The following is a 24453-nucleotide window of genomic DNA, read 5'->3' as shown; positions in this document are numbered from 1 at the left end:
GTCGCGAAGGGAACTCGCAGCCGTCTACCGTTGCTGCGTGTGTCCGGCCACCGCCGACGGGCGGGGGTCGTTGTGCTGACGAACTGCTGAAGCGCGGATGCCGGCCGTCACTTCACGGTGTGATCATCGCGTCCTGTTCGGTCAAGGGCGTGCCGTCGTGCCAGGGCACCGCCTTGCCGAAGCGGACCAACTCGCCGTAGAGGGCGGGATCGACGCCGTCGGCGAAGACCAGGTCGAGTACGGCGCGGGCGGCCTTGGCCGGGGACTGGGCGCCGCTGAAGTCGCTGAACCAGGGGCGTGAGGTGGCGGTGTCGACCATGCCGGGGCACACGGAGGCGATCAACGTGCCGGTGGCGAGGTCGTGTTCGCGGCGTTCGGCGGCGACCGCGCGGACGGCGGCGACCTGGGCCACCTTGGAGGGCACGTTCAACCAGCGCGGCCAGCCCGCCTCTTCGGCGGTCTTGTGGTGGATGGCGCTGCGCCAGGACTCGACGGCGTACTCGACCTGTTCGAGGTTCGCTCCGTCGAAGAGGTGGTGCAGGCGCGGGTCGAGGTGGCCAAGGGTGCCCAGGCTGCTGGCGACCACGAGGAGGCGGCCGGCCGGGCGCAGGATCGGCCCGAAGGAGCGCAGGATCGCGTGGGTGGCGGTGTTGGAGACGTCGATGACCTCGTCGGCCCGCGCGGACTGCGAGTCCTCGGGCAGCAGTCGGGCCACGGCGTTGGAGATCACGATGTCGACCCCGCCGTGCCGGGCGCGGAGTTCGTCGGCGAAGTGGGCGATTGCCTCGGGGTCGGCGACGTCGAGGACCCTGCCCTCGACGCGGCTGCGGGTGTCGGGCAGTTGAGCCACCTCCCGGGCGGCGTCCAGGACGCGCTCGGGGCTGCGGCCGGTGAGCAGGACGAGGTCGTCCGGGCCCATACGGGCCGCCAGTCCGTCGACGAGGGCACGGCCGAGTCCTTGGTTGGCGCCTGTGACGAGGGCGATGCGCGAAGTGGTCATACGGCCACGCTAGAAACGCGACGGCCATGAGTCCAACGAGAGTTGCGCAAGCCTGGTATGCGTAATCGTCATGGACTTCACGGATGTGTCACTGACCGCGCTGCGCGTCTTCCGCGCCGTCGCCGAACAGGGAACCTTCACCGCGGCCGCCGCGTCGCTGGGCTACACGCAGTCGGCCGTGTCCCGGCAGATCGCCGCGATCGAACGGGTGGCGGGGGCGGAGCTGCTGGAACGGCGGCGCGACGGAGTACGGCTGACCGCGGCCGGTCGCGTGGTCATGCGCCGCGCGACGGTCGTGCTCGACGAGATCGACGCTACGGCGCGCGAGCTGTCCGGCCTGCCCGGTGAGGCCGGGACGGTCCGGCTGGGCTGGTTCCCCAGCGCGGGCGCCGTCCTGCTGCCCGCCGCGCTGGCGTCCCTGCGCCGTACGGACCCCGGCCTGCACGTCGTCAGCCGCGAGGGCACCACCCCTGCACTGGTACGCGCCCTGCGGGCCGGCAGCCTGGACCTGGCCCTCCTGGCCTCGGTCCCGCCCTTCCGCCCACCGGACGCCGAGTCGCCCCCACTCGCCCTCCAGACACTCACCGAACGCGCGCTCCACCTAGCAGTCCCCGCCACCCACCCGCTCGCCCGCGGCGACTTCATCGACGTGGCCGACCTGCGCGGACAGCGCTGGATCACCAGCACCTCCTCCGGCGAGGACCGCCTGATGGGCGTCTGGCCCGGTCTGGACGAGCGCCCCGAGATCGCCCACACCGCCCGCGACTGGCTCGCCAAGCTCCACCTCGTAGCCGCCGGCTGCGGACTGACCACGGTCCCCGCAGTCCTCGCAGCCGCCGCACCACCGGGGGTACGCGTCCTCCCCGTCCACGGCGGCCCCCAGGAACAACGCCGCCTCCTCCTGGCCCGCCTCCCCCGTCCACCGTCCGAGGCGGTCAACCGCGTGGCCGCCGCCCTCCGCGCCGCGTCCCTCGACATCGAGACACCTGGTGTGTCCGCGCCGCCTACGTGACGACGTAGCCGAGCAGCTGCACCGGCAGCTGCACCGGCACCGGTTCGTCCGTCACCGGCTCCGCGCGTCCGCGGCGCCGGGTTCGTTGAGAAACCGCGCGAACTCGTCCACCAGCCGACGCGGCGCGCAGACCGGCATCTGCGGCTCGCTCCAGGACGATTCCTGTCCGTCTCCGACCTGCGATCGTAGGGTCACCATCAGAGGGCGCCGTGCTTTGTCAGGAAGTCTTCACTCCGGTCACAGCTGCCTCGTAGACACGGGGAACAGGATCTTCGCGTCGTCATAACGCGAGGAGTTCAACAATGAACGACTACGACCCGACAGACGCGTCCGCGAGCGAATCGACGCCGGCAGCCACGCCCCTGCGAGCACGCCGGTCGCATGCCAAGTGGTTTCTGTCGAAGAAGAAGGGCATGGCGATCGCCGCCGGGGTGGCATTGGCGGTGATCGGATTCGCCGGTACGTCCGTCGCGTCGGCTCTGCCGACCGCAGCCACTCCGAGCGCCACGCCCACCGACGGTCCCGCGGCAGGGCCGGCCGCGGGTGGTACGACCGGCATCGTCGCGACCACGTCCACGTCGGGCTTCACGCTGACGACCGCGACCGGTGTGAAGGTGACCGTCAACGAGACCTCCACGACCAAGTACGAGAAGGGGACCAAGCACGCCACGGAAAAGGCCGTGAAGGTGGACGAGAGCGTCCTCGTGCTGGGCACGGTCGACAGCGCGACCATCGAGGCGACGCAGGTCACCGTGCAGCCCCACGGCGACGGCGGAGCGGCGGCCGCCGAGGCGGCCGGGGTGATTCCGTTCCAGCAGGGCACGCCGTCGCCGGACAAGTCGGTCGGTCGCATCCCTGACTACACCGAGGGTGAGGGGACGATCATCAGCGGAACGGCGGCCGACAAGGCGGTGAAGGCCGCGCAGGCCGTCGTCCCCGGCGGCGTCAACGACCGCGTGGTGGAGCTGAACGACGGCGAGTACGAGGTCCACAACATCAGTGTCAACTGGCCGCACCACGTCTTCGTGAACAAGGACTTCAAGGTCGTCGGCTGGAACTGACCACCGCGTGTCCAGCGGACCGGGCCGCGCACCCTGGCGTCGCCCGCCTGGATCAGGTGGGACGCGAACCGGCAGGCTGGGCGGACAGCGAGGTCGGGTGGGAGACGGTGGTCCGGCGTCGGAAGTCGGCCGCGTGGTCGGCGTAGGCGTCCGGATGACGCAGCGTCAGGTCCTCGTAGCGTGCTGCTGCGCTCGCGCGCCAATACTCCGCTTCCCGGTGCCGGCCAGCGGCGCTGAGGGCACAGGCGAGACTGGCCGCGTAAGCGGGGTCGTCGCTGACGGACGCCAGCGGACGGAGGCGGTCGATGGCGGCCCGGTGGTCGCCCAGGGCCGCGTCGATCTCGGCGAGATGGCCCAGCGCGGGTGCGTAGGCGGGCACCCGGCGCCGGCCGGCGTCGAACCAGATGCGGGCCGCCGTCAGGTTGCCTGCGCGGAACCACATCAGGCCGCGCCGATAGTCGAGGGAGGCGAGGGGGAAGGGTGAGGTGCCTCGGTATCGGCGGCGCGCCTCGGTGAACAGGCGCTCCGCTTCGGCCACTTCGCCGCGCTCGGCGTGAAGGACGGCCAGCCCGCCCAGCGTTGAGAAGTCGGGCCGGCCCTTCGCCGCCGCGCAATGGAGTTGCTCGGCCTGTGCGTGGCATCCGAGCGCCTGGAGGATCACCGCCCGCTCCGCCGCCAACACGGCGCGGTCCAGGCCACTCCGCTCCGCGTCGTCGAGGTCGGCCAGCGCCTCGGCGAAGCGGTGGAAGGTCGCTCGCGTCCTGGCCCGGGCGAGCAGGGCCGTACCTTCGTCCGGCGTGGTGTTGTTGTGCGGGGCGTTGCCCTGCGGGGAGTTGTCTTGTGTGGCGCTGCCACGCATGGCATTGCTCTGCGGGGCGTTGTCCTGTCTGCCGATGTCCCGCGTGCCGCGCACAAGCTGCTCGGCCAGGTCCGCAGCGCGTTCGTAATCGGCGATGCGGCCCAGGACATGGCCGCGCAGGGTGAGCAGGTCGATGAGGGTGGACCGTTCCGCCGTAGCCGCCCCTGGCGCCGTCCCCGGGACTCGTACCGCCAGACCCTCGATCTGCGCGTGCAGATTCACCACGGCGATGGTCCCGCTGGTGGTGGACGGTTCTCGGTCCTCGTCCATACGCCGGATCATGACGCGGTCCGGTCCGCCGGGACCGGCGGCTGCGCGGACGGCGGTGTCAGATACGGCGGAGTCGGGTTCGGGCCGGCCAGGTAGGGGAAGCTGCGGCCGGCCGGTCGGGTCGCGTGGTCCACGCCGTCGCTGATACGCGGCCCGTCGGCCCCGCCGACCATGAGCGTGAAGAACTTGTCCACGATGTCGTCGTTCGGCGGCCGGCCGCCGCAGGTCGTGTGGGCCCGGCCGGCGAGCAGGGCGCGCTCGATCTCGAGGTAGCTGTCCTCGGCGAACGGATTCGAGATGTCGACCACTTGGAAGTCGGCCAGCAGGAGTTCGGTCAGCGGGTGTTCGCCCTGATCGTTCGGGGGCCAGGCGGTCTTGCCGTCCAGGGCGTCGCAGAAGGCCAGGTTGGCGTTGAGCCGGGACCGGTACGCGTCCAGGTAGTACGGGGCGAGGCTGAACACGTCTTCCGAGTTGTAGAGATCCCGTATTTCGATGTCACGGTTGACGGTGTCGTGCTGCTTGTCCGACATGACGAAGTTCTTTGTGCGGGATATGTCCGCAGTCGGGGATGACCACCCGCTTGGCGCGGGGAATGTCCTTCGCGGCCGCGGCGGACAGCGCCACGAAGTCACCGAGGCGTGCGGCATCGGCCGGCTTCGCGTACTGGCCGAGCGGGACGGTGTGGTCGTCGGCTCCCACGACCAGCAGCGTCGGAGGTGCGATCTGGTGGTATTCGTGGCGGACCGGCTGCTGGTAGATCATCTGGAAGGTGAGTGCCGCGGCACGGGCCCACCGCGGGTAGTCCGCGCTCAGGGTCACCCGCACCAGGACGTCCGCCAGCGGCTCCCACACCTTGGGGTCCGGTTGGACGAAGTAGCCCTCGACATAGCCGCGGATGGTGGCCAGGTCGGTCCAGTTCAGTTCGTGCCGGTACAGCGTCTCCTCGGACTGCGGCGGGATGCCGGTCCGGTAGTCGGCCAGGCCGAGCGGATCCTCCAGGACCAGGTGCGTGACCCGATCGGGGTTCATCCGCGTGAACCGCACCACGGTCATCCCGCCGGTCGAATGGCCCAGGACCGCGACCTTCCCGATGCCCAGGTGGTCCAGCAGAGCGGCGGTGTTGGCGGCCAGCAGCTGGAAGCTGTAGTGGATATCGGGCTTGGGCGACTTGCCCCAGCCGATCTGGTCGGGCGCGACCACCCGGTACCCGGCCGCGGTCAGCTCCTCGATGACATTGCGGAAGTAGTAACTGCCGAACGCCTTGCCGTGAAACAGCACGACCGTGTTCCCGTTCGGCTGCCCGCTCGGGGGGATATCCATGTACGCCATCGAGACCTGCTGCAGATCATTGCTGAGCTGCAGGAACCGGACGGGGTAGGGATACTCGTATTCCTCGAAGCAAATACCCAGAGCCTGCAACGGTGTCGACGTGCTGTCGCTCATGGCGGCGTACCTCCAGAAATCATCACTGTGCTTCAGTAATGATTTCTAACGCCGATGGTTCGCAGGCACCAAGAGTTGTCCGCTATCGCACTATTGACGGCGCCAATAGTGCTCACGGCTCGGCCGGTCAGCGGCAGATCCCGTCGCAGTCCCAGATCCAGAACTCGCCGCACCCGCCGTCGGTGATCGTGCAGCCGCCTCCGATGCAGTCACTGAAGATGCACGCGTCCGAGAAGGTGCTGCATCCGCAGTCCTCGGCCAGGGTCTCCGACGGTCCGAGTGTGGCCAGCAGTTGGGCGGCGCCCTCCGGGCCGAAGGCCGCGCTCGCGGACTCGATCAGGTCGCTCTGCCGGGGGCGTGCGGCCGCGGGGCGTTGGAAGGTGGCCGTGTCCGAGGCGGCTTTGCGGGCCCGTTCGAGGATCGTGCTCTGGCGAGAGGTCAGGTGGGCCTGCGCGGCCCGGAAGCGGTCGATGTGTTCGACCCAGAGGCGGCTGCGGGCGGCCGGCGGCAGTGCCGCGTGTACGGCACGGCGGTGGGCCAGCGGCAGGGCGGTCACGTCGGCGTAGGCGGTGGGCAGGCGTCCGGCGTGGGCCGCCACCCACGCATCGGCGGCCTCGGCGTCCTTGCCGGCCGCGAAGGCGGGCGTACCGCCCTTGAACAGGATGGTCGTGGCCACCGCGAGCCCGCCGGTGACCCGCAGGAACTGCGCGCGACTGGAGCCCGTACCGGTCGCTGCGCGGTTCTCCTCGCGCGCGTCGCCCAGCGCCTGCAGGACGCGGACCGCGGCCCGGGGGCCCAGCCGGCGCATCAACTGAAGCGTCATCGACGGGCCTGTCCAGGCCCGGACGGACTCACCGTCGACGGCGGTGTCGCCGCCCGTGCCGGAGACCTTCAGCAGGGTCGGCGCCAAGGGAGCGTCGGGTCCCAGCGCCGTCGCACACCAGGCGCGCACGTCGCTACGACCGAGCGCGACCACCTCAAGGCGTCCGTCGCAGGCGTTGAACACGATCGAGGACACGGCACGGCACGCCGGGCACGACGCGTCGAAGGCCAGCATCCACCGGACATCTGAACCGGCCCCGGACCCGGACTCGGGCAAGCCGTTCCCCTCAGCGGTGTGCATCTGTGAAGCTCCGTCCTCGTCAGGTGTGGTCCCCGCTCCCCCGCGGCGGGGTCCCCGGTCGGCCTGTTGATCCACTGCCGCTGATCCCCTGCCGCCCTCGCTTGCCATGCTGGCCTGGAGATCGTGTGCCGGGGTAGAGGTGGAACCGAGGAGAAGATCAATGGTTCGATAACGTTGTCTCCATGGCCCCTGGGGGAAGGCGCCGAGTGATGCGAGAACCGAGCGTTCACCAGTTGCGGCTGCTCCTTGCCGTGGCGGAGGAACTGCACTTCGGGCGGGCGGCGGCGCGGGTGTTCATCTCCCAGCCCGCGCTCAGTCAGCAGATTCGCGCGCTGGAGGAGCGCCTCGGGGTTCCCCTGGTCGAGCGCGGCAGCGGGACCGTCCGACTGACTCCCGCCGGGCAGGCAATCGCCGTGGAGGCCAAGGCAGTTGTCGAGGCGGTGGCACGGCTGGTGCAGGTGTCGGACGCGCACGCCCGTGCGGTCAGGGGGACTCTCCGCGTCGGTTCACTCGGTGCCGAGGCCGCGATGCCGTACGCCGCGGCGGTCCTCTCGCGCCTGCGGGAGCAGCACCCGCATCTCGAAGTCGAGGTGCACAACCTCAACTTCATCCAGCAGTTCGACGCGTTGGCCAACGGCGAGGTCGACGCGGCCTTCCTGCGCGGGCCGCTGCCATCGGGGTTCCAGTCCCACCAACTGGCCGTCGAACCAAGGGTGGTGTGTCTGCCGGCGGACGATCCCCTGGCAGGCGAGGAGAAGTTGACCCTCGCCCAGCTCGCCGACCGTGCGGTGGTCGACATGCCCCGCGAGGTACCACGGCAGTGGTGGGACCACCTCACGATCAATCCGCGCCCGGACGGTACGCCGGTGCGCTTCGGACCGGTCGTCCGCGACACCGAGGCCATGGTGCTCGCGGTGCTGCAGGCCCGTGCCATCACCTTCCTGCCGGCAGCGGCACGACGCCTCTACCCACGTCCGGGCCTCGTCTACGTGGACGTTCCCGAACTGGGCAACTCGGTGTCGTTCCTCGCCTGGCTCCCGGCCAACCGCGACCTGCCCGCGGTACGCGCCCTGCGCGAAGCGACCCGCACCGCTGAGCAAAACCCTCGGGTTCTCAGCGAGTGAGCGCCTTCCGCAACCCAGGCTTCGACGCGACCGCCCAAGCCTCCGGCAGTTCCCGTTCACGCGCCGCACCCACGGCCTGCTCCTGGCCGTACAACAGCCCCCAGGTGAACCCGGGTTCAGCCGCCGCGTGTGCCGCCACGGCCAACTGCCGCAGCGCCTCCCGCGCCACGACACTGTCCTGATGGTCACCGAGCACCTTCTGTACGACCTTCACACGCTTACCCAGCCGCTTGGCGTGCTTGCCGAGCGAGGCCCGCGCCGGTTCCGTCGCGTACCGCGTCTTCTTGGCCGCCTTGCGGGCCTGATGCAGGGCGGTGTCCCGCTCCGCGCCGGGCGACAGCTCCAGCGCGTGCGCCACCTCGTCGGACAGCCGCTCGTACTCCTTGAGAATCCCCTTCCCCATCACCCTCTCCGGCTTGCGGCCGGCCTTGCCGCGCAGCGGAGGCTTCCGGGTGAGCGCGGCCAGCGAGTCCAGCAGCGCCAAGTAGCGCGGCGAGCGCAGGGCTTCGAGGGTGCGTTCACGCGCCGCCGCGGTGTTCGCTACGTTCCATGCCCGCAGCCGGGCCTCCACGGGACCCAGGACCAACTCCGCAGGCAGGGCGTCGACGCGCGAGCCGAGCCGCTCCATGAGGACCTCCTGGTCGCGCTCGGCACCCAATTCACCGGCCAGCCACTTGAGTTCCTCACGGATCGGGTCGGTGACCTTGCGATCCAGCACCGACCGGTAGGAGCGCAGGACGCTGCGGAGACGCCGGCAGGTGACCCGCATCTTGTGCACCGAGTCGGGAACGTCACGGCGTACCGAGGGATCGAGCCTCACCAAGGTGCGCACCTGTTCCTCGACATACGTGAGGATCTGTTCGCCGGCGCGCCCGGGAGCGACGGTCTCGGCACGCGCGTCCGCCAGGCGGGGCGCGTCGATCTCCGTCTCCTCCAGGGCCCTCGCCAGCTTGGACGGGTTGTCGGCGGGCACTATTCCCGCCTTGCGCAGTGTCTTGTCGACGACGTCCAGCAGCGAGGGGTCGGTGTCCTCGGCGAGTTCGACCTCCATCTCGGTCCAGGCGACCTGTGTGGCCGTGGACTTGGCGAGCAGCGACTCAGCGCGGACCTTGTCGACGCTCAGCTCCGCCAGGACCATACCGTCGGAATCGGCGAGGTGCCGATTGATGCGTGTGGAGCGGATGCGCACGACCGGCGTCGGTTCCGCCCCTCGGGTACGGGAGAGGAACAGGTCGCGCAGGGCGTCGGGAACCGTGTCGGACAGTGGAGCACCGATCTCCTCCCGGCTGTCCCCGGACAGGGGCAGTTTGAGGTGCCAGCCGGCGTCCGAGCCGCCCGTCCTGCGCCGCAGCGTGGCCGACGCGTCGACCAGGCGCAGGTCCACGGTGTCGTAGTACACGGCGTCCAGTTCGTCGGTGCCCTCCTCGCTCACCGACGCGATGCCGCCCACACCGCTCAGCGCCGTCAGCCACGAGGTGTCACCGGTCGGCGGGGCCAGGTACTTTCGTTCGGTCTCTGTGTGTGAGTGGGCCATACTCTGCGCGTACACGTCTCAGCCGGACTCAAACACGGCAGAGCCACAGTGTTCTCTACGTCACCGGCGCGACGCGACCGGCCCCGCACCGGTGGCTTCGGTGCGGGGCCGGTGTCGGCGCGGGGGTCCAGTGGTGCATTACTGCCCGGCCAGGGACCGCTCGGCCACCACGGGTGTCCAGCGGATCTGCGTGCTGCACAGGGCCACCACGACGGAGGCGGCGGCGACGACCGCCAGGCCCCCGACCAGGCTGCTGGCGTTCGCCACGAAGCCGATGAACGGCGGTCCGGCGAGCAGGCCCGTGGTGCCCATGGCGGCGACGAGGGCCAGTGCCTCCGAGCCCTGTTTCGCGGCGGCCACGTAGATGCACGGGGTCACGGCCGCGACGCCCAGGCCGACGCAGGCGAAGCCGATGAGGGCGGGCACCACTCCCCCGCTCACCAGGGCGAAGGCGAGGCCGGCGGCGGCCAGCGCGCTGCCGAGCAGGACGATCCGGCCGTCGCCCCAGCGGCTGCGCCAGCCGTCCGCGAAGAGGCGGGCGAGGACCATCATGCCGGAGACCACGGCGATGCCCAGGGGCGCCAACTCCGCGGACGCCTTGGCCACTTCCTTCAGGTAGAGGGCGGACCAGTCGTTCATGGCGCCCTCGGTGACGGTGCCGAACGCCATGGCGACGCACATCCACACCACCATCCCGGACGGCAGAGTCCACTTGCTGCGGCTCTTCTTCCCCTTCTCCTCGGCCGCCGGCGCGTCGTCGGTGAGCAGGCCGGGGCGAGCGGCGGCGGCGAGCAGGACGAGGAGCACGGCCGCGACGCCGAAGTGCAGGCCGACCGACGAGGTGACGGCGTTCATGACGGAGGCGAGCAGCGCCGCGAGCAGGGAGCCGCCGCTGAACGTCGCGTGCAGTCGGGCCATGGTGTTGCGTTCGTGCCGTGCCTCCAGGGCGGCGCCCTGCGCGTTCATGGCGACGTTCAGGCATCCCACGAAGACGCCGTCGACGCCCATGACCAGCAGGGCGACCGGGTAGTTGGGCGCCGCGGCCAGGCCCAGGAGTACGACGGTCAGGCAGACGGTCGACAGCAGCGCCAACTGCGCCGAACCCAGCCGCTTCATGAGCACCGGGACCAGCGGGAAGGACGCCACCGCGCCGACTCCGGCCGCCATCAGCAGCACGCCCACCTCGGCCGGGGTCAGTCCGAGATCCGCCTTGATGGCGGGGATCCGCGAGGCCCAGGTGGCGTACTGGAAGCCGAGGGAGCAGAACAGTGCGGCGATGGCCAACTGGCTGCGCACGAAGGGGTCATGGACACGGAACACGCGCATCAGCTCGCTTCGTCGGGGCGAACGGACCGCGCGGCGGGACGTCGGCCGGCTCGGGCGTTGCGGCGCGGTCGGCCGGCACCGCCTTGGACATGTAGACGGCCCCGGTGCCGTAACCGCTGGGACGGACACGGGGGTGCGCGGTGAATCCGCGCGCCGACCAGAACTTCCGGCTGCAGCCGACGGCGACCAGCGAGATCCGCTCGTAGCCTCGCGAGCGGACCGTCGAGGCGAGGTGATGCAGGAGGCGCTGCGCCAGTCCCCTGCCCCGTAGGCCCTCGGTGATAACGATGTCGTGCAGGTGGACGTTGTCCGGCGATGAGGCCGCCGGGGCCGTCGTCGGTTCGGTGTGGTCCAGGTCGGGATAGTGGAAGGCCGGGTAGGGCAGCGCCAGCAGGTAACCGGCCGGACGGGCGCCGACGTCCAGCACGAAGCACAGGTCGGGTGAGGCGTCGGCTCGGGAGCGCAGCACCTCGGGCCCTTCCGTCAGGCCGAGTTCGTCGTAGGCGCGGGCCTCCATCTCCACGATGGCGTCCCAGTCGGTGTCTGCGATGGGGCGTATGCGTACGAGGTCGCTCATGGGCGCCTCTCGTTCGTCACGGTGTACGGCAGCGGGTCGAACCCGTTGAAGCCCTGGGTCATGTAACTGATGGCGTAGGCACCGCTGGACAGCACCCAGACCGGGTCCCCCGACGCCAGGTCCTTGGGTACGCGGACGAGTCCTTGGTCGCTCGGGTAGGCGTCGTCGCTGTCGCAGGTGGGGCCCGCGACGACGGCGGGCACGTGGGTGGGGTCGGGGTGCGTGGGGAAGTGCAGCCGGTACTGCACGGCGTCCATCTCGTACAGGCCGTTGAACTTCCCGCAGCTGAGGTAGAGCCAGTACTGGGGTTCGCCGTCCGGTCCGCGCCGCTCGGCGAGCCGGGTCACCCGGGCCCGGATGGCTCCGTGGTCGGCGACGAGATGGCGGCCCGGCTCCATGACGAAGCGGAGGTGCGCGCCGTGGACTTCCTTGAGGTGGCGCATTCCCTCGCGGATCACGGCGAAGATCTTGTCGATCGGCGGGTCCAGTGGTGTGCCGTACCGGTCGAGGTAGCCGAGCGCCGGGAGGCCGCCGCCGAGGTTGACGTGGTCCAGGGTGATCCCGCGTCGGCCCAGGACGGCGAGGAGGTCGGCCAGGTCTTCGAGGGCGCTGTGCCAGGCGTCCGCCGTCATCTGCTGCGAGCCCACGTGGACGGACAGGCCCGCCGGCGTCAGGCCCGACTCGCGCGCCGTCTCCAGCACGCGCACCGCGTCGGCGGGCGAGCAGCCGAACTTGCCGGTCAGGCCCCACAACGCGCCTTCACCGGTGGTCGCGAGACGGCAGAACACCCTTGCCCCGGGGGCGTGTTCGGCGATCGCCGCCACGTCCTCGACGCTGTCGGTCGCGAAGGTGTCGACGCCGAGGCGGTGGGCTTCGGCGATGTCCCGGTCGGACTTGACGGTGTTGCCGTAGTGCACGCGGTCGACCGGCACGCCCGCCCGCAGCGCCTGTTCCAGTTCGCGCGGGCTGGCCCCGTCGGCTCCGGCGCCCAGGTGGGCCAGGCACGCGATCACCTCGTCGACCGGGCAGGCCTTGAGGGCGAACCGGACGAGCACATCGGGCAGTTCGCGGCGGAGTGTCTCGTAGCGTTCCTCGATTCCGCCGAGGTCGAAGACGATCCGGTCCTCGGGGGCCGCCGCCAGCGCGGCCCGCAATGCGGCGGACTCGGGTATCGGGGTCGCGCTCACGCCGGCCACTCCGTCGGCGTCTGTACCGGGGTGTCGCGGGCAGCCTGTACGAGCGCTTCCCATGACTCGGTCAGGAGGGCGAAGTCCTCGATGTCACCGCGCGCCTCGTCGAGGAGGCGTTCGCGGCGTGCCGCGAGGAGATCGGCGAACTCCGCGTATCTGCCGCCGAGTTTGCGGTAGGCGACGTCGAGGGCGTCCAGGCGCTGGACGTTCTCGGCGCGGTCGCGCAGTGCGCTCTCCCTGGCCAGTCGGGCGACCGGGGCCGCGCGTACCTGCCCCTGCTCGTCGACCAACTCCGGGCCCGCCTGGGCCATTCGGTCGTAGATGACGTTGAAGTAGAGCATCGACAGCAGGAATTTGACAAAGCGCAGCTGGTACGCAGTGAAGCCAGCGTCGGTCCGGCGTTCGCCCGTGTAGAAGTTGACGATGTGCCGGTTGTGCAGCACACCGGGCAGGGCGGCGTCGTGGACCAGGTGGATGAGGAAGTAGTCGCTGCCGATCGTGTCGGTCGCCGGTGGCAGCGGCACCCTTTCGTGCACTCCGTGGAAGCTGATGTTGCACATGTCGACGCGCATCGGGTCGACCAGGGCGAGTGTCGAGTGGTCGCGGACGAACGGGTCGGTGCCGGCGCCCCGGAAGGACTCCTCGACCAGCTGCTTCTTCTGTTCGCCGGACCAGTCCATGGGCGCCCACAGGCTGACCATGTCGTGATAGACGTCGGGGTCGATGTCGAGGATCTCGCCGATGTCGACGGAGAGTTCACCGACGAAGGAACTGCCCACCATCGACACCGTCTTGTCGGCGTGCCGCTCGCCCAGCATGTTCTCGGTGACGTCGGGGGCGGTGTCGGCCGCCCGTCGGCCGAGCGAGGTGAGTTCGTGATGGACGGGGAAGAGGGTCTCGCCGTTCAGGGTCTGGTACCGGCTGTCGGAGTCCCTGCGGTGCACGGACTCGCAGCCGAGCGCGGCGGCGATCAGGAACGCCCGGTTGGTGCAGGCGCCGTAGGACAGTTTCTCGGGGAGCATCAGCTCCAGCAGGAGGTCGGGCTTGGTGGCCGCGGTCCGGCCGATCGTCTGCTGGAGGAAGGCGCGTTGGCGTGTCTCGTCGAGGTGGTGGACGACGATCCGCGGATCGTGCGGGAGGCGGCGCACCGTCTCGGCGTGTTCCGCGTGGGCGGGCGCGTCGCAGGAGTCCAGGATCAGCAGGTGCACTTCGGTGTCGAAGTGCTCGACGGCGTACGCGGCTTCGTCAGCGATGGCCTCGATCGTCGCCGAGCAGAGCCGGTTGGTGGGCAGGGTCAGACATATTCGGCGCATGCGGCTTCTCCGACCGAGTCGTCCAGATCCACGCCGCTCCAGGACGCGAGGCCCAGCAGCTTGGCGCCCAGATCGTCGAGGGTGGCCCTGCCGTACCGCAGCGACTCGTGCTGCCTGGCGTCGCCCAGCAGCGTCCCGTTCCACTCCGGGGTGCTGAGCGTGCGCCAGGAGTCGACGCGGGAACGCCGCAGCGTCTGGTGGGTCTCAAGGGCCGGCATCATCGACAGGTACTGGGCCGCCCGTACGCCGTTCTTCGAGGTGTTGGGGGCCACTCCGTGGGCCAGCATGCCGTTGAAGATCAGCAGGTCGCCGGCCTCCAACTCGGGCCGCACCACCGGGTACTCGGCGCGGTCGATCCGCGGGCGGATCGGGTCGCGGCCATCGGGCTGGAGTGCCTTCCAGCGGTCGAAGCGGTGGAACAGCTCGGGGCAGCACTGGAAGCCGCCGAGTTCCGCGGTGGTGTCGTTCAGGGCGATGATCCCCTGGACCCGCTGCGGCGGGACACCGAGCGTGGTGTCGACGTCCCAGTGGAGCTCGATGTCGAAGCCCTCGTCGGTGCTCGGAATCAGGGCCCGGGAGCGGTTCTTGACGTTGGGCGGGTTCAGGTTGAGGCGGTCCAGGGTGACCCAGAGCTCCTCGCAGTCCCACACGTCCACGAACGCGTCGTAGACCCGCTGGGTCATGCGGCTGTCCCAGACGAGCTGGTGGTGGTACGCCTCGACGAACCCGTAGATGTGCAGGTCACGGTCGAGGTCCGAGCGGTACTCGCGCTCCTCGTACCAGGTGTCCGGGCGTTCGGGGTCGAGCCCCTGGAAGTCCCAGGCGAAGTCGACGAGTTGACGGGCGGCGGACGCGGGTATCGCCTGCTTCACGACGACGTAGCCGTAGTTCTGCCAGGAGGCGAAGTCCGCCTCGGACAGCACGCGCAGGGGAACGGTCTTCTTCAGGTCGCGCAAGGGAGTCTGCGCGAGGTAGATCTCGCCGTCCGGACTGAAGTAGGGGACGGGCGAAGCGGCACGGTGGAGATAACGGTCAGGCGTGGGCATGCAGTGTTCCAGACCTCGATCTCTTACCGGTGGCCACCGGCCGGAGGCCACCGCTTGTGCGAGGCGTCGGCCGCGGCACAGGAATGCGGGCGTATGGCGGTCTGCACACCTCGCATCCGGACGCGCACCGGTGCCGAGCGACGGCGCCTGGCGAACAGCGCTGCCGCACGGACCGAAGGAGGGCGGGCGGCCTACAGGGTTGCTGCACCACGCGCCGCACCAGCCACACTTCGAACTCGCGTGCCCCTAATTTGGACTAGACCAACTCGCCGTGTCAAACATGGCCGTTGTCCGCGTGTCGTCATCAAACCACCGGCATCAGCGTCCACTTGACGGTGAAATGAGGCGGTCGCCGCCCGCATGGAACGCAGCGGCGCAACACCTGGCGCGCGGCGCAACTTGCCTCTTGACGAGCGGTTCGGCTGAACGGAGACTCATTGGTCTGTACCAAGTCGGTTCTGTCGTGCCGCCCCTCACCTGTCGGCAGGGGGATGGAGCGGCGCGAACCCCGGCCGGAAGGCGAGCACCCTCGATGATCTCCAGCAAGCACAGTACGGAGTTGCGACGGCTGGCGCTGTCCGTCCTGCAACCGGGGTTCGTGGGTACCGAGGCTCCGGACTGGGTGCTGCGCGAGATCAGGGACGGGCTGGCGTCCGTCGTGCTCTTCTCCCGCAACATCGTCTCGCTGGACCAGGTCGCCCGGCTGACCGGGCAACTACGCGCGGAGAACCCCGAGTTGATCATCGCGATCGACGAGGAGGCCGGAGACGTCACCCGGATCGAGTCCGCCACCGGGTCCACCCGTCCCGGCAACCTCGCACTGGGCACCGTCGACGACACCGAGCTGACCGCGTCCGTCGCCGCCGACCTGGGCCGCCAACTGCGCGCCGTCGGCGTGAGTCTCGACTACGCGCCCAGCGCGGACGTCAACTCCAACCCGGACAACCCGATCATCGGGGTCAGGTCCTTCGGGGCCGACCCCAAGGTCGTCTCCCGGCACACCGCCGCCTGGATCCGGGGCCTCCAGTCGGGCGGAGTCGCCGCCTGCGCCAAGCACTTCCCGGGTCACGGCGACGTGGCCATCGACTCCCACCACGGCCTGCCCGTCTACGGCGCCGACCGCGACGAGATCGCCGCCCAGGCCCTGCCGCCGTTCCGGGCCGCCCTGGACGCGGGCGTACGCGCGGTGATGAGCGGTCACCTCCTCGTCCCCGCGTACGACGCCGACCTGCCCGCCACGCTCAGCCCGCGCATACTGGACGGCCTGCTCCGCGACGAGCTCGGTTTCGACGGCCTGATCGTCACCGACGCCATCGAAATGGGCGCCGTCGCCGACCAGTTCGGGATCGAAGGCGCGACGGTACGCGCGGTCGCCGCCGGTGCCGACGCCGTCTGTGTCGGTGGCGAGAATGCCGAGGAGTCCATGGTCGGCCGGCTCGCCGGCGCCCTCGTCGACGCCGTGGACGGCGGGGAGCTCACCCGGGAGCGACTGGAGCAAGCCGCCGCGCGGGTCCGGGAGTTCGCCGCCTGGTCGGCCGGTCTGGCCCACGCCGACAGCGGCAGCACGACCGGCGGGGACATCGGCTTCGCAGCGGCCCGCCGCGCCATCCGGCTGACCGGAGCGATCAACGGAGCCCTGCCGCTCTCCGCCGCCCCGCACGTCGTGGAACTCGCCCCCACCACGAACCTGGCCATCGGCAAGGAAACCCCGTGGGGCGTGGCCGTCCCCCTGAGCGAGCGGCTGCCCGGCACGACCACCGTCCGCGTGCAGCGTCAGGAACTGCGGCCGGCCACCCTTCGGACGTGCGCGCTGGAGCCCGCCACGGGCCGTCCCCTCGTCGTCGTGGTGCGGGACGTCGCCCGGCACACCTGGATGGCCGACGCCCTAGCCGACCTCATCGCGGCGCGCCCCGACGCGATCGTCGTGGAGATGGGCCTGCCGGGTACGGCCCTCAGCGGAGCGGTACAGATCTTCACCCATGGAGCCACGGCTGCCTCCGGGGTGGCGGCGGCGGAGGTGCTGACGGGGGCGCGGTAGGGGGCCGGTGAGGTCGATGCGCTGAGGGCGCCCGTCCGGGAGGCGGGCATCGAGGGCGCCTGTCTGGGAGGCGGGCGCCGAGACGACGGGCCTCGATGGCGCTATAAATGAACCTGAATTCACATTTATAGCCGTTCTCCAGAATGTCGGAGGGCCGATGCCCGCACCCGTGACGTCCAAGGGCGAGCGCTCCGCGGCCGAGCTCAAGGCCGCCGCCCTGCGGGTGATAGCGCGCCAGGGCTATCTGTCGACGAAGATCGCCGACATCACCGCGGAGGCGGGAAAGTCGGCCGGGGTCTTCTACCGGTACTTCACCGACAAGGACGACCTGCTGCGCTCGGTCGTCGACGACTTCGCCGTCGCCCTGCGCGAGCGAGTGACCGAGCAGGCCGGAGGGCCGCACGCGCTCGACGGGGTCGAGGACGTTCGCGGGCACGTGCGCGCCTACTGGGACACCTACTGCGCCCACCGGGCGGAGATGACCGGCATCTACGAGGCGTCGCTGGTCAGCGCGGAGTTCGCCGCGCACTGGGAGGGGATGCGGGCGCGGCACGTCGACATCTGGACCGCGCACGTGGCCGAGGCACGCGATCTCGCCGCCCCGGATCGGGACACGCGGCTGACCGCACTCGCGGTGGTGGCCATGATCGAGCGCTTCTGCCAACTCGCGGCGCCCGCCGAGAGCGAGGAGGAGGGCGACGCGGCGGTCGAGGCGATGACGCGGCTGCTGGCACACGGCCTGCTCCGGCCCGAGCAGCCCAACTGACCGCGAACCGCCCGATGAAAGCTCACCCACAAACACACCGGCACCACGAAACACCCAGGAAACGGCCCATTCCTAGACTCCGGGGCGTGCGCCTGAAAGTACTCGACTCCCCCACCGAGTGGAGCCGGTTCACCGAGGGGTCCATCGAGCGCCGCATGCTGCTCGCCCTCGGCGACGGGCTCGGTTTCGTGCTGCGTCCGAAACCGCTCATGCTCCCCGACGGCAGCCGCGTCGAGGTGGAGGGGATCGATGCGACGGGCCGCGTACTCGTCCAACTGGTCTGCAACCAGGGCGCGTACAAACCCGCCTATCGCAACAAGGTCATGGCGGACATGTTCAAGCTGCTCTGGCTGCGGGACTCCGTACCGAGCGCCGAGCGCACGGTGCTCCTGGTCACCGACTTGATCGTGCAAGCGCTCGGCGGCTGGGTGGCGCGGGCCGCGGCGGACCTCGGGATCGAGATCTACGTGTTCGACGGCACCTCGGTCGCCCCGCTGCGGCCTCCTTCGAAGCCAGACGTAAAACGCCCGTAACAGTCAACTGCGGTATCCCGAAACACAATCTTCCTACGGTCGGGGGCACCTAAGCGGATTTCCGCGTGGCAGTCAGTCGCACTCGCTACGCACGCTCTCCGACTTCCAGGATCGGGCACTTGTGCCCGCGACATGGATGGGAGCGTGAAGGTGACTGGTACGCCAGCACTCGAACTGCGGTCGGTGCGACGGGTCTACGGTTTCGGGTCGGCCTCGACCACGGCCCTCGACAACGTTCATCTGACGGTGCCGTCCGGCCGTTTCGTCAGCCTCATCGGCCCCAGCGGCTGCGGTAAGTCGACGCTGTTGCGTCTCGTCTCCGGGCTTGAACAGCCGGACCGCGGTGAGGTGTCGGTGCACGGTGTGTCACCGGCGGAGGCGTGCGCGGCCAAGATGATCGGACTCGTGCCGCAGAGCCCCGCGTTGCTGCCGTGGCTGTCCGTCCTGCGGAACGTCACGCTGCCGCAGAAGATCAACCGGGGCGCCGGGAAGCGGCGTGAACGCATCGCGGACTTCGCCGAGCGCCGGACGGCGGCCGTTCCCGACATGAAGGAACTTCTCGTCAAGGCCGGTCTCGGTGACGCCCTGCACAAGCTCCCGGCCCAGCTGTCCGGCGGCATGCGCCAACGCGCCGCGATCGTAAGGGCGTTCGGCCTGCAACCCGACGTGCTCGTCATGGACGAACCCTTCTCGGCGCTCGACGAGTTCACCCGCGAGAGCCTTCAAGACCAACTCCTCGACCTGTGGGAGGAGTTGCGGACGACGGTCCTGTTCGTCACCCACTCCGTGTCCGAGGCCGTACGGCTCTCCGACACCGTCGTCGTGATGGCGCCGAACCCCGGCCGCATCGTCGAGAGCATCGACGTCGACCTGCCCCGGCCGCGCGGTGAACGGCTCTTCGGGGAACGGCGGTTCCACGAGTACGAGGACCTGGTGAGAGAGCGGCTGCGGCGCGCCTGGCACAGCGAAGCCGCGTGAGTGGGGGCGTGAGGGACATGACCGTAGCCGACGAACGCACCACCGCCCCGGCGGTCGAGACACCGCCGCCCGCCGAACCGTCCCGCTTCAGCCTCAAGCACCCCAGGTCCCGCGTCGCGTGGATCCGTCCGGCCGTATGGCTGCCCCTCGTCGTGATGCTGGCGATCCTCGCCGGGCTCTGGCGGTGGGGCGCCGAGAAGCTGCCGTATCTGCTGCCGCCGCTGTCCGACGTCGGCAGCTCGCTCTCCGACGACCTCGACTACTACGTCCACAACGCGCTCGTCACTCTCGGTGAGGCGACGGCAGGACTGGGGATAGGGTTCGTCGCCGCGTTCGTCCTTGCGGTGCTGACCAGTGAACTGCCGCTCGTGCGGCGCGCGGTGATGCCGATCGCGGTCGTCCTCAACGTCACCCCGCTGGTGGCGATCGCACCGGCTCTGGTCGTGGCGTTCGGCTTCGGGCCCATGCCCAAACTGATCATCACCGGGCTGATCTGTTTCTTCCCGATCCTCATCAATACCGCGACGGGGCTGCGGTCCGTGCCGCAGCAGGTGTTGCAGGTCTATCGGACGATGGATGCCAGTCGCGTCGAGTTGTTGTGGCACGTGCGCGTGCCGAACGCGCTGCCGTTTCTCTTCGCCGCGCTGCGGATCGTCTTTCCACTGTCGATCATCGGTGCGGTGGTGGCGGAGATGTCCGCCTCTGGGTCTACGAGCGGTCTTGGTACCGCCATCAGCGTGGCCTCGTCGATGAATCAACTGCCGGTTGTCTACGCCTCGATCTTCGTCCTCGCGCTGATGGGCGTGTTGCTTCTGCTCGTCGTGACCGTCATCGAGCGCCGCGTATTGCATTGGCACGACAGCACCCAATAGCTGCGCCGGCAGGCCGTTGTCAATCTGCGGGCCCGGTGGGGGCTGGTCGCGCAGTTCCCCGAGCCCCTTTCGGGGCGCGAACCGCACCGGCATTCACCGGTCCCACATCTCACATCCCACAACTCCCCGGCATCAACGCCAGTTTGGAGTCACCCATGCGCCACCATCGCCTCACCAGATCAGCCGTCGTCGCCGCAGTATTGGCGCTCGGAGCCGCCGGATGTGGCTCGTCCTCCGGTTCCGACGACAGCGCCTCCGCCGGCTCGGCCGGTTCCGCCATTTCCGCCAAGCGCTGCGCCGAGAACAAGGCCGCAGGGAAGATCACGTATCTGTCCGGGTACCAGTTCCAGTCGTCCGCCTCGATTCTCGAATATGTCGCCGCTGCCAAGCTCGGCTATTTCAAGGACCTCTGCCTCACCGTCGACCTCAAGCCCGGTACCGGGGACACCGCGCAGAACACCAAGTTGCTGGCCAGCGGGCAGGCGACCGTGTCCGCCATCTCCGAGCAGGACCTGATCCAGGCGCAGGCCAACGGGATCGACATCAAGGGCATCTCGTCCTACTCGAACGCCGGGCTCGACATCCTGATGACCAACAAGGACATCACCGACCTGACCCAGCTCGACGGCAAGGTCGTCGGGCACAAGGGCTACGTGCCCGCCACCGTCGAGGCGATGATGGTCAAGGCCGGGGTCAAGTGGGACTCGCTCAAGCTGGTCAAGGAGGGCTACGACCCCTCCGTACTGCCCCGCAAGCAGGGCGGTCTCGAAGCGCTCACCGGGTTCATCTCCAACGAGCCCAACCAGCTCAAGGCGGCCGGCAAGGACGTCACCGTGTGGAAGCCGGTGGACTACGACATCCCGAGCTCGATCGGCGCGATGGCGGTGAACCCGGCGTTCGCCAAGGCGCATCCGCACGCCGTCGAGGACGTGTTGCGGGCCGCCCTGCACGCGTACGAGTACTGCTCCGCCGACGAGGCGCACATCAGTGAATGCGTCGGCTACGCGGCCAAGTTGTCCGGCCCGACCTACGACAAGAAGCTCAACGCGACCATCTGGAAGACCGAGACGCAGGTCGTCAAGGACAACCCGACGCCCGGACAGCCGCTGGGCGGCATCGACACCGACAACGTGGCCCAACTCGTCGACATGCTGCATCAGTTCAAGATCGTGCCGAGCAGCGTGACCGGCGCCAAGGCCAAGGGGTGGTTCGACACCTCCTTCGTCAAGGACATCTACGCCGACGACAAGCTCGTCTGGCCCGCGCCGTAGAGCCGTAGAGCCATGGCCGTAGAGCCGTGGAAAAGACCCTGAAAGAGCCGTGGAAAGGCCCCAACGTGCCCGCGAAAGAGTACGGAATCTTCCTTCCCATCGGGAACGGCGGCTGGATGCTGTCCACCACCGCGCCGCATCCCGAGGCGACCTACGCGTACAACAAGCGTGCCGCCCTGCACGCGGAGAGCATCGGGCTCGACTTCGTGATGTCGATGGCCAAGTGGCGTGGTTTCGGCGGGAGTACGGACCACTGGGGCCGCTCGCTGGAGTCGATGACGATGATGTCGGCGCTCGCCGAGGCGACCAGTCGGGTCAAGATCTGGGCGACCCTGCACGCCAACATCCACAATCCCGCCGTCGCGGCGAAGATGCTCACCACCCTCCAGGACATTTCCGGCGGTCGTGCCGGGATGAACATCGTGAACGGCTCTTACGCGGGTGAATTCGAGCAATTCGGGGACTGGGACCCGGAGTTGAGCCACGAGGACCGCTATCGGATGACGGAGCTGTGGACGGAGGCGGTCACGCGGCTGTGGACCGAGGACTCGGTCACGCTGCGCACCCCGTACTTCGACCTCGTCGACTGCGAGTCCCGTCCGCATCCGGCGACCCGGCCGACCGTCATCAGCGCGGGGCGGTCCGAGGACGCGCGCCGGTTCCAGGCCCGGTACGCCGACGGCGCCTTCCTCGCCGCCGACAGCCTCGACGACATGCGGTCGCTGTCCGCGGACGTCCATGCGCGCGCCAGGGCCAACGGGCGTGTGTGCAAGACGTATTCGATGCTCACCGTCGTCCAGGACGACACCGACGAGCTGGCCGTCAAGAAGGTGAAGGAGTGGGGCGTGGGCGTCGACCGCGAGGCGCTCGCCCATATGCGGCACACCTGGGGCGTGCCCGAGGACCAGGCCCGCGCGTGGGCCGACGGCGCCGACGGGGAGGCGGCCTTCCAGACGCCGTACGTGGCGGGTTCGGCCCGTACGGTCACCGAGCACATCGAGTACATCGTGCGGGAGGCCGACCTGGACGGACTCATGCTGATCTTCCCGGAGTACGACGAGGACATGCTGCTGTTCGGCGACACCGTGCTGCCCGCACTGCGGGCCCGCGACGAGGTGGCGGCCTGATGTCCGATCTGCGGGACAGACAACTCGCCCGGCTCGCGCGGCCCGGGAGCAGGCCGGCGCTCGTCGTGGTCGACGTACAGCGGGACTTCGCCGATCCGGAGCGGTTGGGAGCGTACGGTCTCACCGATGCCACGCTGGCGAATCTCGATCGCACGGTCACCCGTATCGGCGACCTCGTCGATGCCGCACGGACGGCTGAAGTGCCGGTCGTCTGGGTCGAGTTGGGCAGCGATCCGGCGCGGCCGTGGCGGTCCAGCAACTGGCTGCGCGAGGGTGACTTCGACGCGCCCATGAGCCCGGACGAGCCGTGCCGCATCGGGACGCCCGGCGCCGAGTGGTACCAAATGCAGCCCATCAAGGGCGAGTTGCGTGTCGTCAAGCGCGGGTACAGCGGCTTCCTCGGCACCGATCTCGACGCGCAGCTGCGCGCGGCCGGCTTCGACTGGCTCACCGTCGTGGGCCTGACGAGCGAGTGCTGCGTGTACGCGACCGCGCAGGACGCGGCCCAACTGGACTGGCCCGTCGTCGTACCGCAGGACACGACGGCCGCCTACGACCACCACGTCAACGCCGCCGCGCTGTTCCAGCTGGGACTCAACGTGGCCGTGCTCAGCGACGCCGACGAGGTCGTCGAACTGTGGAAGAAGGCCGCGCGATGACCGGCATGCACATCGGCTACGACCTCTCCTTCACCCACACCGAGGGTGCGTGGGCCCGGCCGGGGTCATGGGTCGGACTGGATTTCCCGGACGTACGCATGTACATGGAGCTGGCCCGCACGGCCGAACGCGCCGGTGTCGACCTGCTGTTCTTCGGCGACGGCAGCGGGATACCCAGTACCTGGCGCGGCAGTATCGAACCGGCCGTGGAGTGGGGCATCCAGTGGCCGCGGCACGACATGGCGCCCGTCATCGCCGCGATGTCCACCGTGACCGAGCGGATCGGCTTCGGGCTGACGTACTCCTCGACCTTCATGCACCCGTTCTACGTCGCCCGAATGTTGAACTCGCTCGACCATGTGTCGGGCGGGCGCATCGCCTTCAACGTGGTCGCCTCGACGCGTGGCGCGGACGCGGCGAACTACGGTTTCGGTGAGCTGATGGACCATGACCTGCGCTACGAGCGGATGGAGGAGTTCATCGCGGTGTGCCGTGCGCTGTGGGACTCCGTGGCGCCCGACGCCATCGTGCGCGATCGGGCCACGGGCCGCTTCGCCGATCCCGCGAAGGTGCACCCGATCGATCACGAGGGGCGCTTCTTCACCGTGCGGGGCCCGCTCGCCTCGGTGCCCAGTCCGCAGCACCATCCGCTCATCGTCCAGGCGGGCAACTCGCCGCGCGGCATTGCCGCTTCGGCCCGGTTCGCCGATCTCATCTTCGGCTTCGGGGGCAATCTCACCTCCCAGCAGCGCCACCGCAAGCTGCTCGACGAGGCGCTGCTGGCGGAGGGACGCGATCCGGCGCGTGTGGGCATCCTGTGGGCTACCCAGGTCGTCGTCGGCCGTACGGCGGCCGAGGCGCGGGCGCGCCGTGACGCGGTGCACGAGTTCTGGCACGAGGAGGCCGTCGCCACCTATCTGTCGCACAACATGGGATACGACCTGTCGACGCTGCCGAGTTCGTTCCGACTGGCCGAGTTGCGGGACGAGTTGGTGGCGGCCAACGCGAGCCCCGCGGGTCTCGTCGGTTCGCTGATCGCGGAGTTCGGGGACGATCACACCATGAGCCGGGACGAGTTCTTCGCGCACGGCCGCAGTCGTGCGACGGGCCTCGACCACAGTCTGGTCGGTGACGCCTCCTCCGTCGCCGACGCGTTGGAGGAGAACTTCGCCGCGACCGGATCGCTCGGCGGGTACATGTTCTCCTGCCCGTCGGCCATGCCCTCCGGCCTCGCCGAGATCAGCGAACTGCTGCTGCCCGAGCTGCGCCGGCGCGGCGCGCTCGCGCCTCTCTACCCCGGTGCCACGCTGCGCGAGAACCTGGTGAGGTGA

Annotated in this window: 23 protein-coding genes; 12 read left to right on the top strand and 11 right to left on the bottom strand. The window is 69.6% G+C overall.

The window, feature by feature from the left end; all coding sequences use genetic code 11:
* Positions 1 to 112: 112 nt before the first annotated feature.
* On the bottom strand, positions 113 to 1000 hold the full coding sequence (locus M2283_RS07530) for an SDR family NAD(P)-dependent oxidoreductase (RefSeq protein ID WP_280875301.1): 888 nt from the start codon (positions 998 to 1000) through the stop codon (positions 113 to 115).
* A 70-nt stretch (positions 1001 to 1070) separates the two neighbouring features.
* Here M2283_RS07530 and M2283_RS07525 point away from each other — a divergent pair, with 70 nt between their 5' ends.
* Entirely contained in the window at positions 1071 to 2012 is a 942-nt protein-coding gene (locus tag M2283_RS07525) for a LysR family transcriptional regulator (protein ID WP_280875300.1), read from the top strand.
* Between the two features lie 302 nt (positions 2013 to 2314).
* Complete coding sequence (locus M2283_RS07520) at positions 2315 to 3073, top strand: hypothetical protein (RefSeq protein ID WP_280875299.1); 759 nt, start codon at positions 2315 to 2317, stop codon at positions 3071 to 3073.
* 52 nt (positions 3074 to 3125) lie between these two features.
* Here M2283_RS07520 and M2283_RS07515 read toward each other — a convergent pair whose 3' ends face one another.
* From M2283_RS07515 to M2283_RS07500, 4 genes are all read right to left on the bottom strand, one after another.
* Positions 3126 to 4202: a tetratricopeptide repeat protein gene (locus tag M2283_RS07515; protein WP_280875298.1), complete on the bottom strand. Its 1077-nt coding sequence runs from the start codon at positions 4200 to 4202 to the stop codon at positions 3126 to 3128.
* 8 nt (positions 4203 to 4210) lie between these two features.
* Positions 4211 to 4732 carry a hypothetical protein gene (locus tag M2283_RS07510; RefSeq protein ID WP_280875297.1) on the bottom strand — a complete coding sequence of 174 codons (522 nt, stop codon included), beginning with the start codon at positions 4730 to 4732 and terminating at the stop codon, positions 4211 to 4213.
* Positions 4698 to 5645 carry an alpha/beta fold hydrolase gene (locus tag M2283_RS07505; RefSeq protein ID WP_280875296.1) on the bottom strand — a complete coding sequence of 316 codons (948 nt, stop codon included), beginning with the start codon at positions 5643 to 5645 and terminating at the stop codon, positions 4698 to 4700. Before M2283_RS07505 ends, M2283_RS07510 begins: the two co-directional genes overlap by 35 nt.
* A gap of 127 nt (positions 5646 to 5772) precedes the next feature.
* Complete coding sequence (locus M2283_RS07500; protein ID WP_280875295.1) at positions 5773 to 6663, bottom strand: bacteriocin fulvocin C-related protein; 891 nt, start codon at positions 6661 to 6663, stop codon at positions 5773 to 5775.
* Between the two features lie 314 nt (positions 6664 to 6977).
* Here M2283_RS07500 and M2283_RS07495 point away from each other — a divergent pair, with 314 nt between their 5' ends.
* Positions 6978 to 7892 carry a LysR family transcriptional regulator gene (locus M2283_RS07495; protein ID WP_280875294.1) on the top strand — a complete coding sequence of 305 codons (915 nt, stop codon included), beginning with the start codon at positions 6978 to 6980 and terminating at the stop codon, positions 7890 to 7892.
* On the opposite strand, the gene M2283_RS07490 is transcribed toward M2283_RS07495, so the two are convergent.
* The 6 genes from M2283_RS07490 to M2283_RS07465 all read right to left on the bottom strand — a co-directional run bounded on the left by M2283_RS07490 (position 7882) and on the right by M2283_RS07465 (position 14878).
* Positions 7882 to 9426, bottom strand: coding sequence for a CYTH and CHAD domain-containing protein (locus M2283_RS07490; RefSeq protein WP_280875293.1), 1545 nt, complete (start codon positions 9424 to 9426; stop codon positions 7882 to 7884). The two genes, M2283_RS07495 and M2283_RS07490, sit on opposite strands and share 11 nt — an antisense overlap.
* Before the next feature lie 138 nt (positions 9427 to 9564).
* The gene (locus tag M2283_RS07485; protein ID WP_280875292.1) at positions 9565 to 10752 is read right to left on the bottom strand and encodes an MFS transporter; all 1188 of its coding nucleotides are present in this window, start codon (positions 10750 to 10752) and stop codon (positions 9565 to 9567) included.
* A complete protein-coding gene (locus M2283_RS07480; RefSeq protein ID WP_280875291.1) occupies positions 10730 to 11329 on the bottom strand; it encodes a GNAT family N-acetyltransferase in 600 nt (199 codons plus the stop codon). Before M2283_RS07480 ends, M2283_RS07485 begins: the two co-directional genes overlap by 23 nt.
* Positions 11326 to 12516: a type III PLP-dependent enzyme gene (locus M2283_RS07475; protein WP_432423035.1), complete on the bottom strand. Its 1191-nt coding sequence runs from the start codon at positions 12514 to 12516 to the stop codon at positions 11326 to 11328. The genes M2283_RS07480 and M2283_RS07475 overlap by 4 nt, the downstream gene beginning before the upstream one ends.
* The gene (locus M2283_RS07470; protein WP_280875289.1) at positions 12513 to 13832 is read right to left on the bottom strand and encodes a DUF6271 family protein; all 1320 of its coding nucleotides are present in this window, start codon (positions 13830 to 13832) and stop codon (positions 12513 to 12515) included. The genes M2283_RS07475 and M2283_RS07470 overlap by 4 nt, the downstream gene beginning before the upstream one ends.
* Positions 13814 to 14878, bottom strand: coding sequence for a phytanoyl-CoA dioxygenase family protein (locus M2283_RS07465; protein WP_280875288.1), 1065 nt, complete (start codon positions 14876 to 14878; stop codon positions 13814 to 13816). Before M2283_RS07465 ends, M2283_RS07470 begins: the two co-directional genes overlap by 19 nt.
* A gap of 532 nt (positions 14879 to 15410) precedes the next feature.
* Between M2283_RS07465 and M2283_RS07460 the strand changes: the two genes are divergently transcribed.
* The 9 genes from M2283_RS07460 to M2283_RS07420 all read left to right on the top strand — a co-directional run bounded on the left by M2283_RS07460 (position 15411) and on the right by M2283_RS07420 (position 24453).
* Positions 15411 to 16916, top strand: coding sequence for a glycoside hydrolase family 3 protein (locus tag M2283_RS07460; protein WP_280875287.1), 1506 nt, complete (start codon positions 15411 to 15413; stop codon positions 16914 to 16916).
* A gap of 157 nt (positions 16917 to 17073) precedes the next feature.
* Complete coding sequence (locus M2283_RS07455; RefSeq protein WP_280875286.1) at positions 17074 to 17682, top strand: TetR/AcrR family transcriptional regulator; 609 nt, start codon at positions 17074 to 17076, stop codon at positions 17680 to 17682.
* Positions 17683 to 17768: 86 nt separating this feature from the next.
* On the top strand, positions 17769 to 18215 hold the full coding sequence (locus M2283_RS07450) for a hypothetical protein (protein WP_280875285.1): 447 nt from the start codon (positions 17769 to 17771) through the stop codon (positions 18213 to 18215).
* 150 nt (positions 18216 to 18365) lie between these two features.
* Positions 18366 to 19193, top strand: a complete 828-nt coding sequence (locus tag M2283_RS07445) for an ABC transporter ATP-binding protein (protein WP_280875284.1) — start codon at positions 18366 to 18368, stop codon at positions 19191 to 19193.
* Between the two features lie 155 nt (positions 19194 to 19348).
* Positions 19349 to 20065 carry an ABC transporter permease gene (locus M2283_RS07440; protein ID WP_280875283.1) on the top strand — a complete coding sequence of 239 codons (717 nt, stop codon included), beginning with the start codon at positions 19349 to 19351 and terminating at the stop codon, positions 20063 to 20065.
* A 155-nt stretch (positions 20066 to 20220) separates the two neighbouring features.
* On the top strand, positions 20221 to 21336 hold the full coding sequence (locus M2283_RS07435; RefSeq protein ID WP_280875282.1) for an ABC transporter substrate-binding protein: 1116 nt from the start codon (positions 20221 to 20223) through the stop codon (positions 21334 to 21336).
* Positions 21337 to 21401: 65 nt separating this feature from the next.
* Positions 21402 to 22463, top strand: coding sequence for an LLM class flavin-dependent oxidoreductase (locus tag M2283_RS07430; protein WP_280875281.1), 1062 nt, complete (start codon positions 21402 to 21404; stop codon positions 22461 to 22463).
* Complete coding sequence (locus M2283_RS07425) at positions 22463 to 23122, top strand: cysteine hydrolase family protein (RefSeq protein WP_280875280.1); 660 nt, start codon at positions 22463 to 22465, stop codon at positions 23120 to 23122. The genes M2283_RS07430 and M2283_RS07425 overlap by 1 nt, the downstream gene beginning before the upstream one ends.
* Positions 23119 to 24453, top strand: coding sequence for an NtaA/DmoA family FMN-dependent monooxygenase (locus M2283_RS07420; RefSeq protein ID WP_280875279.1), 1335 nt, complete (start codon positions 23119 to 23121; stop codon positions 24451 to 24453). Before M2283_RS07425 ends, M2283_RS07420 begins: the two co-directional genes overlap by 4 nt.

The sequence above is a fragment of the Streptomyces pseudovenezuelae genome (assembly GCF_029892565.1).
GTDB classification, from domain to species: domain Bacteria; phylum Actinomycetota; class Actinomycetes; order Streptomycetales; family Streptomycetaceae; genus Streptomyces; species Streptomyces pseudovenezuelae_A.
Note: the sequence above shows the minus strand (reverse complement) of the source record. Positions and strands in the feature narration are given on the sequence as shown.